The sequence below is a fragment of the Thalassovita sp. genome (genome assembly GCF_034670005.1).
In the GTDB taxonomy this organism is placed as follows: Bacteria; Pseudomonadota; Alphaproteobacteria; order Rhodobacterales; family Rhodobacteraceae; genus Thalassobius.
On the sequence record NZ_JAXMOH010000002.1, the window covers coordinates 682,728 to 696,549 of the forward strand.

Sequence of the window (13,822 nt, forward strand, 5' to 3'; positions counted from 1 at the left end):
CCCTTTCCTTAAGACTTCTGGAACATCGCCAACATGCGGCGGGTGACCATAAAGCCCCCAACGATGTTGATCGACGCGATCAGGACAGAAATGGCCGACAGGATCACGACCAGCCAATTGCCGGACCCGATCTGCAACAGCGCACCAAGGATCACGATGCCCGAGATCGCGTTGGTCACTGCCATCAGCGGCGTGTGCAGCGAATGCGACACCCCCCAGATCACCTGGAAGCCGACGAAACAGGCCAGAGCGAAGACGATGAAATGGCTCATGAAGCTGGCCGGGGCAAACGCCCCCACCACCAGCATCAGCACCGCACCGACGGCCAGAAGAGTGACCTGGAACTTGGTCTGGGCCTTGAAGGCCGCCACTTCCTTAGCCCGCTTTTCTTCGGCGGTCAGTTCCTTGGGGGTCTCTTTCTTCTTGGCTGCGATCGCCTGAACTTTCGGCGGCGGCGGCGGGAAGGTGATATCGCCCTGGAACGTCACGGTCGCGCCGCGGATCACGTCGTCTTCCATGTTGTGATTGATCTGACCGTCCTTTTCGGGGGTCAGGTCGGTCATCATGTGACGAATGTTGGTGGCGTAAAGCGTCGAGGCCTGCGCCGCCATCCGGCTGGGGAAATCGGTATAGCCGATGATGGTCACGCCATTGTCGGTCACGATTTTCTCGTCCGGCACGGTCAGTTTGCAGTTGCCGCCCTTTTCCGCCGCCAGATCGACGATCACGGAGCCCGGTTTCATGGCCTGAACCATGTCTTCGGTCCACAGTTCCGGTGCTTCGCGGTTCGGGATCAGCGCGGTGGTGATGACGATATCGACATCCGGTGCCAGTTCGCGGAACTTGGCCAGCTGCGCTTCGCGGAATTCAGGGCTGGACACAGAAGCATAGCCGCCGGTTGCCGCGCCGTCCTGCTGTTCTTCCTCGAAATCCAGATAGACGAATTCGGCGCCCATCGATTCGACCTGTTCGGCCACTTCGGGCCGCACGTCAAAGGCGAGGGTGATCGCGCCCAACGAGGTCGAGGTGCCGATCGCGGCCAGACCCGCAACGCCCGCCCCAACGACCAGAACCTTGGCCGGGGGAACCTTGCCCGCTGCCGTGATCTGACCGGTGAAGAAACGGCCGAAGTTGTTACCCGCCTCGATCACCGCGCGGTAGCCCGCGATATTGGCCATCGACGACAGCGCATCCATTTTCTGAGCGCGGCTGATGCGCGGCACCATTTCCATGGCGATCACATTGGCGCCCTTGGATTTGGCCAGCGCCATGCCCTCTTCGTTCCCGGCCGGATTGAAGAAGGAAATCAGCGTCTTGTCCTTGGTCAGGCGCTTCAGCTCGGTTTCATTGGGCTGGCGGACCTTGGCGATGATATCCGCCGATTTCCACAGTGCCGCTGCGGTCTTGACGATTTCGACCCCTGCTGCCGCATAAGCCTCGTCAGAAAAGCCGGCATGTTCCCCTGCCCCGCTTTCGATGGCGCATTCATAACCCAGCTTCTGCAGCTGCAGCGCTGAATCCGGAGTCATCGCTACGCGATTTTCCCCTTCGAACACTTCTTTTGGCGTTCCGATTTTCAACTTTCACGTCCCCCTTCAGAACTCTGTTGAATCCGCTCCGACGAATCGAAGCTATAATTCCTATCTCCGCGCAATATTATTGCGCGAAACATCGCACCTGAGATGCACTTTACCCGGCGTCCTGTCAAATCCAACGGCGCGTCTTTTGACAATATCTGGCAAAATCGGCACGGAATTTCACCCGTAAACGATTTTCTTCGGGAATGACGAAACGTTTTTCGATCAGCCAGAGAAATAACGGAATCAGCGGTAGCGCCAACACCGCATCGAAGCGCAGGATCAGCCCGGCAAGTACCAGCAGGTCGCCCAGATAGATCGGATTGCGCGACCGGCTGAAGATACCACTTTGAACCATCGTGCTGGCGTCGCGGTGCGGAACGATGGTGGTGCGGTGTTTGCGCATTTCCACAAAGGCCAGCGCCATCAGCACCAGCCCGCCGCCAACCAGTATCCCGCCAAGGAAATCGGCAATCGCGCCGCCAAAGCTGAGCCCCAATGGCAGGTAAACCGATTGCGCCCAAGCCAGCGCAATGGCCGCCAGCAACCACACCGGAGGTATATCAAGCCATTTCAACATACTTGCATCGCATCCTTCGTCCCTGCGCCGGGCGGACCTTATCACGAAACCATTCGGCTGCGCGGCCAAACATTTCCCTTTCTCGCCGCCGCCCCCGGAAAATCATTCCGGTTTCCAGGCCGCCTCCTGCTGCCAGCCAGTGAACCCGGTTTGCAGAACCAGCACGTTTTCACGCCCCATCAGCCGTGCGGCAAAGGTTGCCTGCGCCGACAGGCTGCCGGTATTGCAATACAGGATCACCATGCCGCTGTCCGGTAATTCGTCGATCCTGCCGGGGATTTCGCGCCATTCAATATGGATCGCGCCGGGGATATGGGCCGCCTCGAACTGTTCGGCATCGCGGGTATCGACGAAAGTGGCAGATTCGAACACCGACTGATCGATCTGCTGTGGCAGTATGATACCGGATTCGTAGGGTGCAAAATCCATATAGTCGATGATCGCTTCGCTCACCGCTTCGTCCTGAGCGACAACCGGGGTCGCCAGACCAAGCAGCGCGGCGATCAGAAATTTCGAAAGATGTTTCATTCCCATTCCATTTCTTCAAAGACACGGCCCGCGTTCTTGGTGGCCAGTTCTTCGAACGTGTCAAGATTACGCCAGCGTTCCTGATCGACGTAATAAGCGCCTGCCAGATCGCCGCCATTGTCGATATGTTCGCCGATCTTGGCCCGCAGATCGACAAGATAATCGTGGGTGAAGCGCCGCACCTGCGCCAGGTTGGTCATATGACCGTGGCCCGGGATCACGTAGGTCGGGTTCAGCGGTTCAAGCTTGGTTTCCCAGGTTTCGATCCAGCAACTGGTGCAGGTGCCTTCGAAAATCGGCAGCATCCGTTCGTGGAACGCGATATCGCCGGCAATCAGCATGCCCCATTGCGGCAGCCAGACCTGAGTATCGCCCGGATCATGCGCCGGTCCCAGATGCATCACCTCGATATCGACCCCGCCAAGGGTCAACTTGTATTCATCCTCGAAGCTCAGGTTCGGAGTGACGACCCGGGTGCCTTCGGCCTTTTCCTTGTTGTAGCGTTCCATCCCCTGCAGGATGAAATCGGCCTCTTCGGTAAAGGCTTCGATCGCGTCGACATGGGCAAGGATATCCACGCCCTGATCGACCCAGTAGGAATTGCCCAGCATCGCGTGGCCCTGACCGTTCTCATTGATCACCAGCTTCACCGGCTGATCGGTGACGGCCTTGATTTCGTCATGCAATGCCTTGGCCAGCCGGGCCGAGGCCCCGCCATTGATCACCACCACGCCTTCATCTGTGACGATGAAGCTGAGATTGTTATTATGACCGCTGTTTTCATAAGTCGGCGGCGCGGTTGCACCCGTGGCCGAAAACACATGCGGGATCACCTCGACCGGTTTGGAATACAGTTCGGATTGCGGATACTGGTCGGCAATGTCTTCGCTTGCTGCCGCAGGCAGCGCAAACAGGGTCAGGGCAACGGCCCGAATAATCGTTTTCATGGAACTCCTCCCGGATAAAATCCCGATCCTTAAATTCACAGATGCGAATTTGATTGTAAAGAGCCAGTACGTAATCCGGCACACTGTGACGCAACGCTCGACTTGCGATGCATATAGGAAAAACTAGGCTGCCAGAAATCTGATGGGAGGAATGAAACATGGATTTGACGGGTAAACATGCATTGGTTACCGGCGGCGGAACCGGCATCGGGCTGGCCATTGCCAAGGCGCTGGCCGGGGCCGGAGCGCAGGTGACGATCACCGGCCGGCGGCTGAACGTTCTGCAAGAGGTGGCCGAAGCGAACATGTTCCCGGCCGCGATGGACGTGACCGATGAAGCACAGGTGGTACAGGTCATCGACGACGCAGTCGCAGCGCGCGGCCCGATCCAAATCTGTGTGCCCAATGCCGGACTGGCCACCGGCAAGAAACTGCACAAGACCGATACAGCGTTCTGGCGCGAAATCATGGCGACCAATCTGGATGGTGTTTTCTATACCGTGCGCGAAAGCATGCGGTCGATGCTGACCACCGATTGGGGCCGGGTGATCGCGGTTTCCTCGATCGCAGGGGTGCGCGGGCTGCCCGGCGGTGGCGCCTATGCGGCATCGAAACATGGGGTGATCGGCATGATCCGGTCGATTTCCGAAGATTTCATGGGCCAGCCCTATACGTTCAATTCGCTATGCCCCGGCTATGTCGATACCGATATCATCACCCGAAACGTGGAATCGATTTCGCAACGGTCAGGGATGAACGAAGATCAGGCCCGCGACGTGATGATCCAAGCCAACCGCCACAAGCGTCTGATCGCCGCCGAAGAGGTCGCAGCGGCGGCGCTGTGGTTGTGCGATGACAATTCCGGCAGCGTCAACGGTCAGGAAATCCAGATCGCGGGCGGCAAGGTCTGAGCGCATGACGCGGGACGGTTTCAACCGCTTCTGCACCGGGTTCCCGGCCACTTCCCATGTGGTACAGTGGGGCAATGCGGATGTGTGGAAGGTGGCGGACAAGGTGCTCGCCATCTGCGGCTGGGCCGATGGGCGCGACGCTTTCACTTTCAAGGTCAGCAAACTGGCCTTTGAGGTTCTGAGCGACCAGCCCGGCCTGCGCCCCGCGCCCTACCTCGCCTCGCGCGGGATGAGCTGGATTCAGCACTATGACGCGCCGGGCCTGTCCGATCCCGAATTGCGCCAACATATCGAAGCGTCTTACGGGTTGGTCGCTGCCGGTCTGTCGCAGAAGAAACGCCGGGAATTAGGCATTCCGATCCCGGATCACATCTGATCCCCGTACAAATGTGACCCCGGCATGGCCGCCCGCCACATTGCCGCCCAAGTCCGGGCTGCCGGTCGCAAACTTGCCCCAAAACACGCCCAATTCGGTCCCATCCCAATTGTACCCATTATGGAAACGGTCGGTCCGCTGAGCCAGTATTTTCCAGCTTTGCATAGATCGCCGACCGACCGCACAATTGGGATTTGGTGCAATGGCAACGATGGTTTCCGGGCTGGGAGGTCCGGCAGGGTACGGCGAAAACGTCTTTTCCAGCAGCACTTTGGCGGCGGGAAATATTGATGACGGGTCGGTCCTGATTGATGCGACATCCGTTTTCGGTGCTGGTGGCATAGATTATCAAGGCACCAGCTACGATTCGATCTACCTGAATTCGAACGGCAATATCAGCTTTGGCGCGGCCCAAACCGCGTACCGGCCTGCCCTGTCGACCACCAATACCCCGACCATTGCGGCCTTCTGGGGCGATGTGAACCTCAATTCGGGGGGCGAGATCTATTGGGATCTCGACCCGGCCAATGGCACGATCACCCTGACATGGCTGAATGTTGCGCCCTATTCGGGGTCCGGCAGCAATTCGTTCCAAATGGTGCTGACCTCGACCGGGAATGGCAATTTCAGCACCGATTTCATCTATGAAGATATCCAGTGGACCAATGGCGGCAGTGGCACCGCACAAACCGGTTTTACCGATGGCGGTGCCAATGTCGACCCGCTGCCGGGATCGGGCAATTCGGCCACGCTGTCGAATTACGAAAATTACGATTTCGGATCGGGCGATCCTGCGGGCAGCTACAGTCAGAACTTCGTCAATGGTCAACCGGTAGACGCGGATGGCGTTGTGACCGGGACCGACGGGGCCGATGTGATCGACGCGACCTATACCGACAGCGATGGCGATCAGGTCAGCGACAACGCCGATTCCGTGGTTGCAGGCGCGGGCGACGACACCGTGCAATCGGGTGCCGGAAACGACACCGTTGAAGGCGGGCTGGGCAGCGATTTCATCTCGGGCGGGACCGGGGACGATTTGATCTATGGCGATCAAGCCACCGCCCCAAGCGCGACAACCGAAAGACTGGACTGGACTGCGCAGGGCGGCAACGGCACCGATCTGAGCGGCGGGTTCACCCAGGATACCGGCGACATGTCGGTTTCGGTCGGCTTCTCCAATGATGGCAATAACAACCCGGTTTTCGAAATCGACACCGGCGAAACGCAATATGTCGGCGCGGGCGAATCCTTCGATACCGGCAGCGGGCTGTACCTGTTCGGCAATGGCGATAACGCAACCTCGACCACCACGTTCGATTTTGCCGCCAATTCGGCCACTGTCGAAAACGAGGTCGAAAACGTTTCGTTCCGGATCAACGATATCGACTGGGCGTCGGGCAACCATACCGATGTCGTCACGGTCAACGCTTTTGATGCCAACGGTAATCCCGTCGCGGTGACGATCACACCGAACGGCACCGATACGGTAAGCGGCAACACCATCACCGCAGGCACGACCGGCGAAACCGCCTCTGATCAGGGCGGCTCGGCCCTGATCGAGGTTGCCGGGCCGGTCGGATCCATCGAAATCATCTATGGCAACGCTCAGGGCGGGACGCAGGCGGTCTGGGTTACCGATGTCACGTTCGACACCATTCCGGTCACCGCACAAGGGGACGACACCCTGTTGGGCGGCGCGGGTAACGATACGCTGTATGGCCAGGACGGCAATGACGTGATTGATGGCGGTGCCGACAATGACAGTGTTGAAGGTGGCGCGGGCAACGACAGCCTGAGCGGCGGCACCGGCAGCGACACGCTGTCGGGTGGCACCGGCGATGATACCTTGCAGGGCGGCGCGGGCGGCGACGACCTGTCGGGTGGCGCGGGCATGGATTTCGTCGACTATTCCGATTCCGATGCCGCGGTGAATATCGACCTTGGCAGCAACACCGCCTCGGGCGGTTTTGCCGACAATGACACGCTGACGGGCGGGCTTGATGGGATCATCGGGTCGGACTGGGACGATACGCTGAGCGGATACGACGGGTCGGGCGCGGGTTGGACCAATGTTTTCTTTGGCGGGGCTGGCGATGACCTGATCGACGGGCGCGGCGGCGATGACAGCCTGTATGGCGAGGCTGGCAACGATACGATCATCGGCGGCACCGGTGCCGACCTGATTGATGGCGGTGCCGATGACGACACGCTTTATGTCGGGTCGGACGATACCGCCATCGGCGGCGCGGGCGACGACATTTTCATCATCGACGATACAGCGCTTGGTGGCGGCACGATCACCATTGATGGCGGCGAGGTCGATGAACCGGGTGGCGATACCTTGGATTTCAGTGGCCTGATTGATTGGGGCGACGTCATCTATACCAACACCGATCCGAACGCGCTGGCTGGCCATGCCACCCTGTCGGACGGTACGCTGGTCGATTTTTCCAATATCGAGGATGTGGTCATCTGTTTCACCGGCGGCACCCGCATCCTGACTCCACAGGGCGCGCGCCGGGTCGAAGACCTGCGCCCCGGCGACCCTGTTCTGACCCGCGATCATGGCGTTCAGCCGATCCGCTGGATCGGCAGCCGCAGCACGGTCGGCACCGGGAATTTCGCCCCGATCCGGTTCGCGCCGGGCAGCCTGGGGAATGATCGCCCGCTGTTGGTTTCGCCACAGCACCGGATGCTGCACCAGTCGCACCGGGCCAATCTCTATTTCAACGATTCCGAAGTTCTGGTCCCGGCCAAACACATGGTCAATGGTGACAGCATTCAACAGATCGACCAGGTCAAGGTCGACTATTTCCACATCCTGTTCGACAGCCATGAAATCGTGTTCGCCGAAGGTGTCGCGTCGGAAAGCTTCCACCCCGGCCAAATGGGCCTGACCGCGATAACCGATGCCGCGCGCGACGAACTGTTCGGGCTATTCCCCGAATTGCGCAGCAACCCCAATGGGTTCGGAGACACGGCGCGGCTGTGCCTGAAAGCGCATGAGGCAAAGGTGGTGATGGCCGCGTGAGGAACCCGCGCACGCGCGTTTCGCGGACCCGCTGCTTAAACAGGTGTCCGCATCTGATCCGGCCAGACCGGTTTCTTATCCCGTGCTGACCCCGAAAATCATGCCGACCCCGGCAGTCGCAGCCATGGCCAGAGCCCCCCAGAAGGTCACGCGCATGGCGCCCTTGGTAATACCGGCACCGCCAGCCGATGCGCCAAGCCCACCGAGAACGGCCAGCGCGACGAGGGTGGTCATTGAAACGATAAGCACGATCTGCGCCGCGGCGACAAGTGATGCTATGATCAGCGGAACAACCGCGCCCAGCGCGAAGGTAAACGCGGACACCAGCGCCGCCTGCACCGGGTGCGCCGTCACCGTTTCCGAAATGCCAAGTTCATCGCGTGCATGCGCCCCAAGCGCGTCTTTCTCGGTGAGTTGAACCGCGACCTGCCGCGCCAGACCTTCATCAAGCCCGCGCTCGATATAGATATGCGTCAACTCATCGAGTTCCGCCTCGGGCGTTTCCAACAATTCCTTGGTTTCACGCGCAATATCTGCCTGCTCCGCATCGGTTTGCGAACTGACGGATACATATTCGCCCGCCGCCATCGACATCGCGCCTGCGACAAGACCGGCGAGACCGGCAATCAAAATCTCGGGACGCCCCGATCCCGCAGCCGCAACCCCGACCACGAGGCTTGCGGTTGAGACTAGGCCGTCATTCGCCCCGAGAACCGCCGCCCGCAGCCAGCCGATACGATGGACCATGTGGTTTTCTGGATGTCTGCTGCGGTTCATGTTGTCTTTCCTTTCAATTCACTGTTCGCTGGCACCGTGTCGAGCGCCGCCTCTGGTGCGAGCGCGTCATGGGGCGCGATGCGCAGGGCCCGCAGCGCGTTCAGGATGACGGCGACGTCGATCACTTCCTGCAGCACGGCCCCCTCAACCGGGGTAAGATATCCGTAGGCCGCCGCGATCATGCCGGTGATCGACAGACCGATACCCGCCACGACGCTTTGCATGGCGATGCTCCGGGACCGGCGGGCAATCTCGATCCCCGACCCAAGCCGGTCGATCAGGTCGACCAAAAGCACGACATCGGCGGCTTCGGCCGAAGCCGCGGCGCCGCGCGCGCCCATTGCCACGCCCACATCCGCAGCCGCCAGCGCCGGGGCGTCGTTCACCCCGTCCCCCACCATCATCACCGGGCCGTGTTTACGTTCGGTCAGGACCAGCAAAACCTTCTGGTCGGGCGTCAACCCGGCGCGAAGCCCGTCAAGCCCGAGCCCTTCGGTCACGCGTTCGGCCACCTCGGCCCGGTCCCCCGTCGCCAGCAGAATGCGTTCGATCCCGTCCCGGCGCAGCCCGGCAAGCGTGACTTCTACGCCTTCTCGCAAAGGGTCGGCCATGACGAGATGGCCCGCCATATGGCCATCCACTGCCACGGCGACAAGGACAGATCCCGCGGCCAGTGCCGGATGATCGTCTGAATGCCGCCCGACGCGGCGCGCGACGAAACCGTCGCCGCCGACAATGACCTTGTGGCCCTCGACGGTTCCGACGACGCCTTCGCCCGGGATTTCGGCCACTTCCGAAGGCACCGTCAGCGCAAGGCCCCGCTGTTTCGCGGCTGCGACGATGGCCTGTGCGACGGGATGTTTCGACGCCTGATCAAGCCCCGCTGCAAGCCGCAGAATGTCGTCTTCGCTCATGCCATCATGGCTGTCGATCGAAACGATCTGCGGCCGGCCATCAGTCAGGGTTCCGGTCTTGTCGACAATCAGGGTGCGGATACGACCCATCGTTTCCAGCGGCCCAGCCCCCTTGATCAGCACACCGAAATGCGCGGCACGTGACAGGCCGGCAACCAGGGCGACCGGCACCGCCAGGATCAGCGGACAGGGGGTCGCCACCACCAGAACCGCGACCGCCCGGATCGGATCGCCGGAAATCCACCACGCCGCAAAGGCGATGATGACGGTGATCGCCAGAAATCCCAAAGACCAGCGGTCTGCCATCCGCGCCATCGGGGCCTTGGACCGCTGCGCGTCTTCGACCAACCGCACGATCCCGGCATAGGTGCTTTCCTTGGCAAGCCGCGTCGCGGTCAGATTGAACGCTTCGCCTGCATTGGTGGACCCGCTCATCGCGTCGTCACCTTGGGACAGACGGGCCGGCAGCGATTCACCGGTCAGGGCCGAGGTGTCGAGAAACGCGGCATCAGAGGCGACCGTGCCATCGACGGGAACAACATCGCCCTGCCGGATCAGCAGAAGATCGCCCAGGTCGATGTCATCGAGCGGCACCTCTTCAAGGCCATGATCGCGGTGCCGGGTCGCGGTTCGGGGAACCCGTGACAGCAGGTCGTGCATTTCGCGCCGCGCGCGGCCCTCGGCAAAACTTTCCAGAAAGGTGCCGCCCGAATACATCACCGCGACGACTGCCGCCGCCAACGTTTCGCCAAACGTCAGAGCCGCCGTCATCGACAAGGCCGCAACGATGTCGAGCCCAACCTCGCCCTGCCACAGGCTGCGCAGAATTTCGATGAGAAGAGCCGCCAGTACCGGGATGACCGCGACGCCCCATGCAATGTTTGCGACCCCGGTCGCGCCCGCAAGGTAGAAGACAAATCCCGACATCAGGCCGGACACCGCAATCAGTAGCAGCGCTGTTTTCAACCGATCGTTATTGAATTGTTCCATACGGCTCGTTTCTCGTGGCCGGAGCGGTTGCCGCCGGTTGATTGGAAAACAGGTGTCCGATTCCCAGGGTCCGGACGCTTGCATCACCATCGCGCAAGAGAAAGAGGGCGTCGAGTCCGCGTTGCCGCGCGCATTGCGCGCCGATGTCGGGGCCCAGAACCATCAGGGCAGTCGCCCAGGCGTCGGCCTCTGCACAGGTTCGCGCGATGACTGTAACCGACGCGGGCGACGCCAGCAGCGGTGCCCCCTTGCGCGGATCCATCGTGTGCGACAGGCGGTACCCCTGCACATCGACCCAATGACGGTAATCCCCCGAGGTCGCGACCGCGGCGTCCTGCAGCGACAGCACCGAATGCGTTGCCCGGCGCAGCGGATCGGGCGCTTCCACCGCGATCGTCCAGGGAGTGTCGTCCGGCCTCAGGCCAATTGCGCGCATTTCCCCATCAATCCCGACCAGCCCCGACGCAATGCCGAACCCGCCCAGTGTCTCGGCCAGCCGATCGGTACCGTACCCCTTGGCGATCCCGTTCAGGTCGATCACGATGGGGGCGTGTTTGCGCACCCGCACGTTCGCCATATCAATCTCAACCGCCTCATGCGCAGGCAATCGGGTCGCGGTCATCGCGCTGCGAATGCGTTCGGAAGCGGCGGCGTCAGCACCGAACCCCCACGCGGTCACCGCATCGCCCATGCCAATATCAAAGGCCCCGTCCGAGGCTTTCCCGATCTCCAGCCCAAGCTGCATGACGTCGAGAAGCTGCGCCGGGATTGTCAGCCATTCCCCAACAGGTGCCGCGTTGAGGCGCATCAGGTCGCTGTCGGGATTCCATGTGGACATCTGGGTGTCGACATTGTCCACCGCCGCCTGAAGCGCAGCCTGAACCGGTGCGGGATCAAAACCGAGGTCGGTAACGAACAATGCCGACCAGCGGGTGCCCATCGTGGCACCGTTCAGCGCGTGGCGCACAAGGTCAGTAGACATCTTCGACATATCGTCCCTCCGACTTCAACGCGACCGGCGTCAGCCCGACGGGCGCAAGAATATCGGCAAGCGCATCGGTGACACCGGCAGCCATGTCGCGCCCGCCGCATACCATGATACGCGCCCCGCCCCGGATCAGCCCGGCGAGCTGTGCCGCATCGGCGCGCAACGCATCCTGCACATATTGGGGGCTGGCCCCGCGCGAAATGGCCGTGGCGAGCCGGAAAAGGCGGCCCTCGGCCTGCCAACCGGCGAGATCCTCGCCGTAGATAAAATCGCTCTCGGGGTGGCGCATCCCGAAGAAGAGGTGGATCGGCCGGTGCCGCGCGTTGGCCCGGACGATGCCCGCGAGCGGGCCGATGCCGGTCCCTGCCCCGATCAGGATCAGCGGTACGCCGCCCCGATTGGCATGAAAGTCGGGGTTGGTGCGGAGGAACGCTGACACGGTCTGGCCCGGTTCCAACGCCATAAGCTGCCCAGAACAGCGGCCACCGGGATGTTTTCTGACCACGATTTCGACAAAGCCATCACGCTGCGCGGAGGCCAGCGAATAGAACCGTGGAACGGCCGACCCTTCGGGCAGGATACCAAGAAGGTCACCCGCCTGAAAGCGGCCGAACCCGCGCCCGGTCAGACGATGCCAAAGCGATTCCCTTGGGACCGCAAAGCGCAGGATCGCGGTGGGGGCCTGCACCTCGGCCCCGTAATCGCGGCGCGACACCAGCGTCAGCGGCTGCGATGCAGGCAGAACCGGCTGATGGACAAGGTCAAGATCAATGCCCATCGCCGCGCCAAGAGCCTGCCCCCAACGGGCGAAATCCTGTGGTGACTGGCGGTTCACCGTGTCGCAGGAAAGGAGGCCCTGCCACCCTTTCGCGGTGGCCATGTCCGAAATCGCCCGGGCAAAATCGCAATAATGGGCAAAGCTGCGATCCCCGAAGCCAAGCACCGCGAGCGGCGCTGCCGGGGCGGTTTCGAGCCGTGACAGACGGTCGAGAAACCCCTTGGCCGAAGCGGGTGCATCGCCATCGCCATAGGTCGCGGCCAGCACAATGAACCTTTCGGCCCGGGCGTAGCGTTGCGGATCGAAACCTGACATTGGTGCGGTATGGACGGTTTGCCCTGCCTCGGTCAGCGCCTTGTGCAAGGTTGCAGCAAAGCCCCATGTGCTGCCGCCTTCGCTGCCAACCAACAGGATCGTTTCGGCCCTGCCAGCGGGCTGGTTGTTGCGAATTCCCGGCCTGCCACGCCGCCCGGCCAGCCAGACAAGAACGCCGGTTGCCCCCATCACCGGCACGCCCAGCGCCATCAGCCCCAGCACCAGCCCCAAAAAGGCAGCACCCTGACCGGTATGCAGCATGTATATCGTTTCCGAAACGCGTTCCCAGCCGGTCAGGTCGGCCCAGCTCAGCAATGCGCCGGTGCCCTGGTCAATATATCCCGCGCCCATATCCGTTTTCAGGGTGAACACGTCCGAAGCGTCGCCGGGATACGGAAAGTTCAACGCGCGCAGTTCGGCGACCGGAGTTTTCTGCAGCAATTCGATTGCGCCGAGCGCCACGCCGGTTTCGCCGCTGACACCTGCCGGAAAGGCGGGGGCGGAATTTGCAACCGGCAGCAGATCGAAGGTCGAGGCCGCCATCCACAGCGCGGTGGACGATGACAGCACAAGGCCCAGCACCGCAACGCGCGCGATTTCGACATGCAGCCGCCCGGCAAGCGGGCCGCGCAGCGGCGCAAACCAGCGCCGCCAGCCCCCCGCCCGCCGGGCGACCAGAACCGCGCCGGACAGCGCCAGAACAAGCATAGCGGCCGCCGCCGTTGCCATGGCGATGCGACCGCCATCGCCCAGAAACAGCGACCGGTGCAGATTGGTCAGCCAGCGTTCGGTCCGGTTGGGGTCTGCCGACCCAACGCCCTGCCCTGTCGCGGGATCAATGATTGCCGCGCCCGGCGTGCCGTCTTCGAACCAATAGGCCGTAACCCGGCCCGACGGTGCGCGACGTATCTGTTCGACACCGGGATAGGCGGCCTGAATGCGGGTGGCGAGCGTTGCCACCGACAGCCCGGCCCCCGCCTGTGGCGCGGCGATGCGGTCCGCTGCCGGAAAGACCGACAAAGCCGCCCCGCTGAGCGCCAGCAGGCTGACAAGAGCCAGGGCCAACAGACCCGGCCAACGGTGGAACGCGCGGATCATGGCCCTGCC

At 61.9% G+C, this 13,822-nt stretch carries 11 protein-coding genes; 3 read left to right on the plus strand and 8 right to left on the minus strand.

All coding sequences use genetic code 11. From position 1 onward, the window contains the following. Positions 1-8 precede the first annotated feature (8 nt). The 4 genes from VOI23_RS07245 to VOI23_RS07260 form a co-directional block, all read right to left on the minus strand. The gene (locus tag VOI23_RS07245) at positions 9-1,580 is read right to left on the minus strand and encodes a Re/Si-specific NAD(P)(+) transhydrogenase subunit alpha (protein ID WP_323783575.1); all 1,572 of its coding nucleotides are present in this window, start codon (positions 1,578-1,580) and stop codon (positions 9-11) included. Positions 1,581-1,704: 124 nt separating this feature from the next. Further along, complete coding sequence (locus VOI23_RS07250; RefSeq protein WP_323783721.1) at positions 1,705-2,154, minus strand: isoprenylcysteine carboxylmethyltransferase family protein; 450 nt, start codon at positions 2,152-2,154, stop codon at positions 1,705-1,707. Positions 2,155-2,259: 105 nt separating this feature from the next. Continuing rightward, positions 2,260-2,685, minus strand: coding sequence for a rhodanese-like domain-containing protein (locus VOI23_RS07255; protein ID WP_323783577.1), 426 nt, complete (start codon positions 2,683-2,685; stop codon positions 2,260-2,262). Continuing rightward, a complete protein-coding gene (locus VOI23_RS07260) occupies positions 2,682-3,632 on the minus strand; it encodes an MBL fold metallo-hydrolase (RefSeq protein ID WP_323783579.1) in 951 nt (316 codons plus the stop codon). The genes VOI23_RS07255 and VOI23_RS07260 overlap by 4 nt, the downstream gene beginning before the upstream one ends. 158 nt (positions 3,633-3,790) lie before the next feature. Between VOI23_RS07260 and VOI23_RS07265 the strand changes: the two genes are divergently transcribed. From VOI23_RS07265 to VOI23_RS07275, 3 genes are all read left to right on the plus strand, one after another. Further along, positions 3,791-4,543 (plus strand): SDR family oxidoreductase, encoded by a 753-nt coding sequence (locus tag VOI23_RS07265; protein WP_323783581.1) that lies wholly within the window; start codon positions 3,791-3,793, stop codon positions 4,541-4,543. Between the two features lie 4 nt (positions 4,544-4,547). Then, positions 4,548-4,919, plus strand: coding sequence for an MmcQ/YjbR family DNA-binding protein (locus tag VOI23_RS07270; protein WP_323783583.1), 372 nt, complete (start codon positions 4,548-4,550; stop codon positions 4,917-4,919). A gap of 202 nt (positions 4,920-5,121) precedes the next feature. Next, positions 5,122-7,953: a Hint domain-containing protein gene (locus tag VOI23_RS07275; protein ID WP_323783585.1), complete on the plus strand. Its 2,832-nt coding sequence runs from the start codon at positions 5,122-5,124 to the stop codon at positions 7,951-7,953. Positions 7,954-8,028: 75 nt separating this feature from the next. Here the strand turns inward: VOI23_RS07275 and VOI23_RS07280 are convergent, their stop codons facing one another. The 4 genes from VOI23_RS07280 to VOI23_RS07295 are packed head-to-tail and all read right to left on the minus strand — an operon-like array spanning position 8,029 to position 13,813. Beyond that, positions 8,029-8,730: a VIT family protein gene (locus tag VOI23_RS07280; protein WP_323783586.1), complete on the minus strand. Its 702-nt coding sequence runs from the start codon at positions 8,728-8,730 to the stop codon at positions 8,029-8,031. Further along, on the minus strand, positions 8,727-10,634 hold the full coding sequence (locus VOI23_RS07285) for a heavy metal translocating P-type ATPase (protein ID WP_323783588.1): 1,908 nt from the start codon (positions 10,632-10,634) through the stop codon (positions 8,727-8,729). The genes VOI23_RS07280 and VOI23_RS07285 overlap by 4 nt, the downstream gene beginning before the upstream one ends. Further along, positions 10,618-11,625 (minus strand): FAD:protein FMN transferase, encoded by a 1,008-nt coding sequence (locus VOI23_RS07290; protein WP_323783590.1) that lies wholly within the window; start codon positions 11,623-11,625, stop codon positions 10,618-10,620. The genes VOI23_RS07285 and VOI23_RS07290 overlap by 17 nt, the downstream gene beginning before the upstream one ends. Further along, positions 11,606-13,813 (minus strand): PepSY domain-containing protein, encoded by a 2,208-nt coding sequence (locus tag VOI23_RS07295; RefSeq protein WP_323783592.1) that lies wholly within the window; start codon positions 13,811-13,813, stop codon positions 11,606-11,608. Before VOI23_RS07295 ends, VOI23_RS07290 begins: the two co-directional genes overlap by 20 nt. Between the last annotated feature and the right edge of the window lie 9 nt (positions 13,814-13,822).

Excerpts from the sequence above, each read along its gene's own strand:
- VOI23_RS07255 (WP_323783577.1), bottom strand. The coding sequence starts at position 2,685 with ATGAAACATCTTTCGAAATTTCTGATCGCCGCGCTGCTTGGTCTGGCG.
- VOI23_RS07260 (WP_323783579.1), bottom strand. The coding sequence starts at position 3,632 with ATGAAAACGATTATTCGGGCCGTTGCCCTGACCCTGTTTGCGCTGCCT.
- VOI23_RS07265 (WP_323783581.1), top strand. The coding sequence starts at position 3,791 with ATGGATTTGACGGGTAAACATGCATTGGTTACCGGCGGCGGAACCGGC.
- VOI23_RS07270 (WP_323783583.1), top strand. The coding sequence starts at position 4,548 with ATGACGCGGGACGGTTTCAACCGCTTCTGCACCGGGTTCCCGGCCACT.
- VOI23_RS07275 (WP_323783585.1), top strand. The coding sequence starts at position 5,122 with ATGGCAACGATGGTTTCCGGGCTGGGAGGTCCGGCAGGGTACGGCGAA.
- VOI23_RS07280 (WP_323783586.1), bottom strand. The coding sequence starts at position 8,730 with ATGAACCGCAGCAGACATCCAGAAAACCACATGGTCCATCGTATCGGC.
- VOI23_RS07285 (WP_323783588.1), bottom strand. The coding sequence starts at position 10,634 with ATGGAACAATTCAATAACGATCGGTTGAAAACAGCGCTGCTACTGATT.
- VOI23_RS07290 (WP_323783590.1), bottom strand. The coding sequence starts at position 11,625 with ATGTCGAAGATGTCTACTGACCTTGTGCGCCACGCGCTGAACGGTGCC.
- VOI23_RS07295 (WP_323783592.1), bottom strand. The coding sequence starts at position 13,813 with ATGATCCGCGCGTTCCACCGTTGGCCGGGTCTGTTGGCCCTGGCTCTT.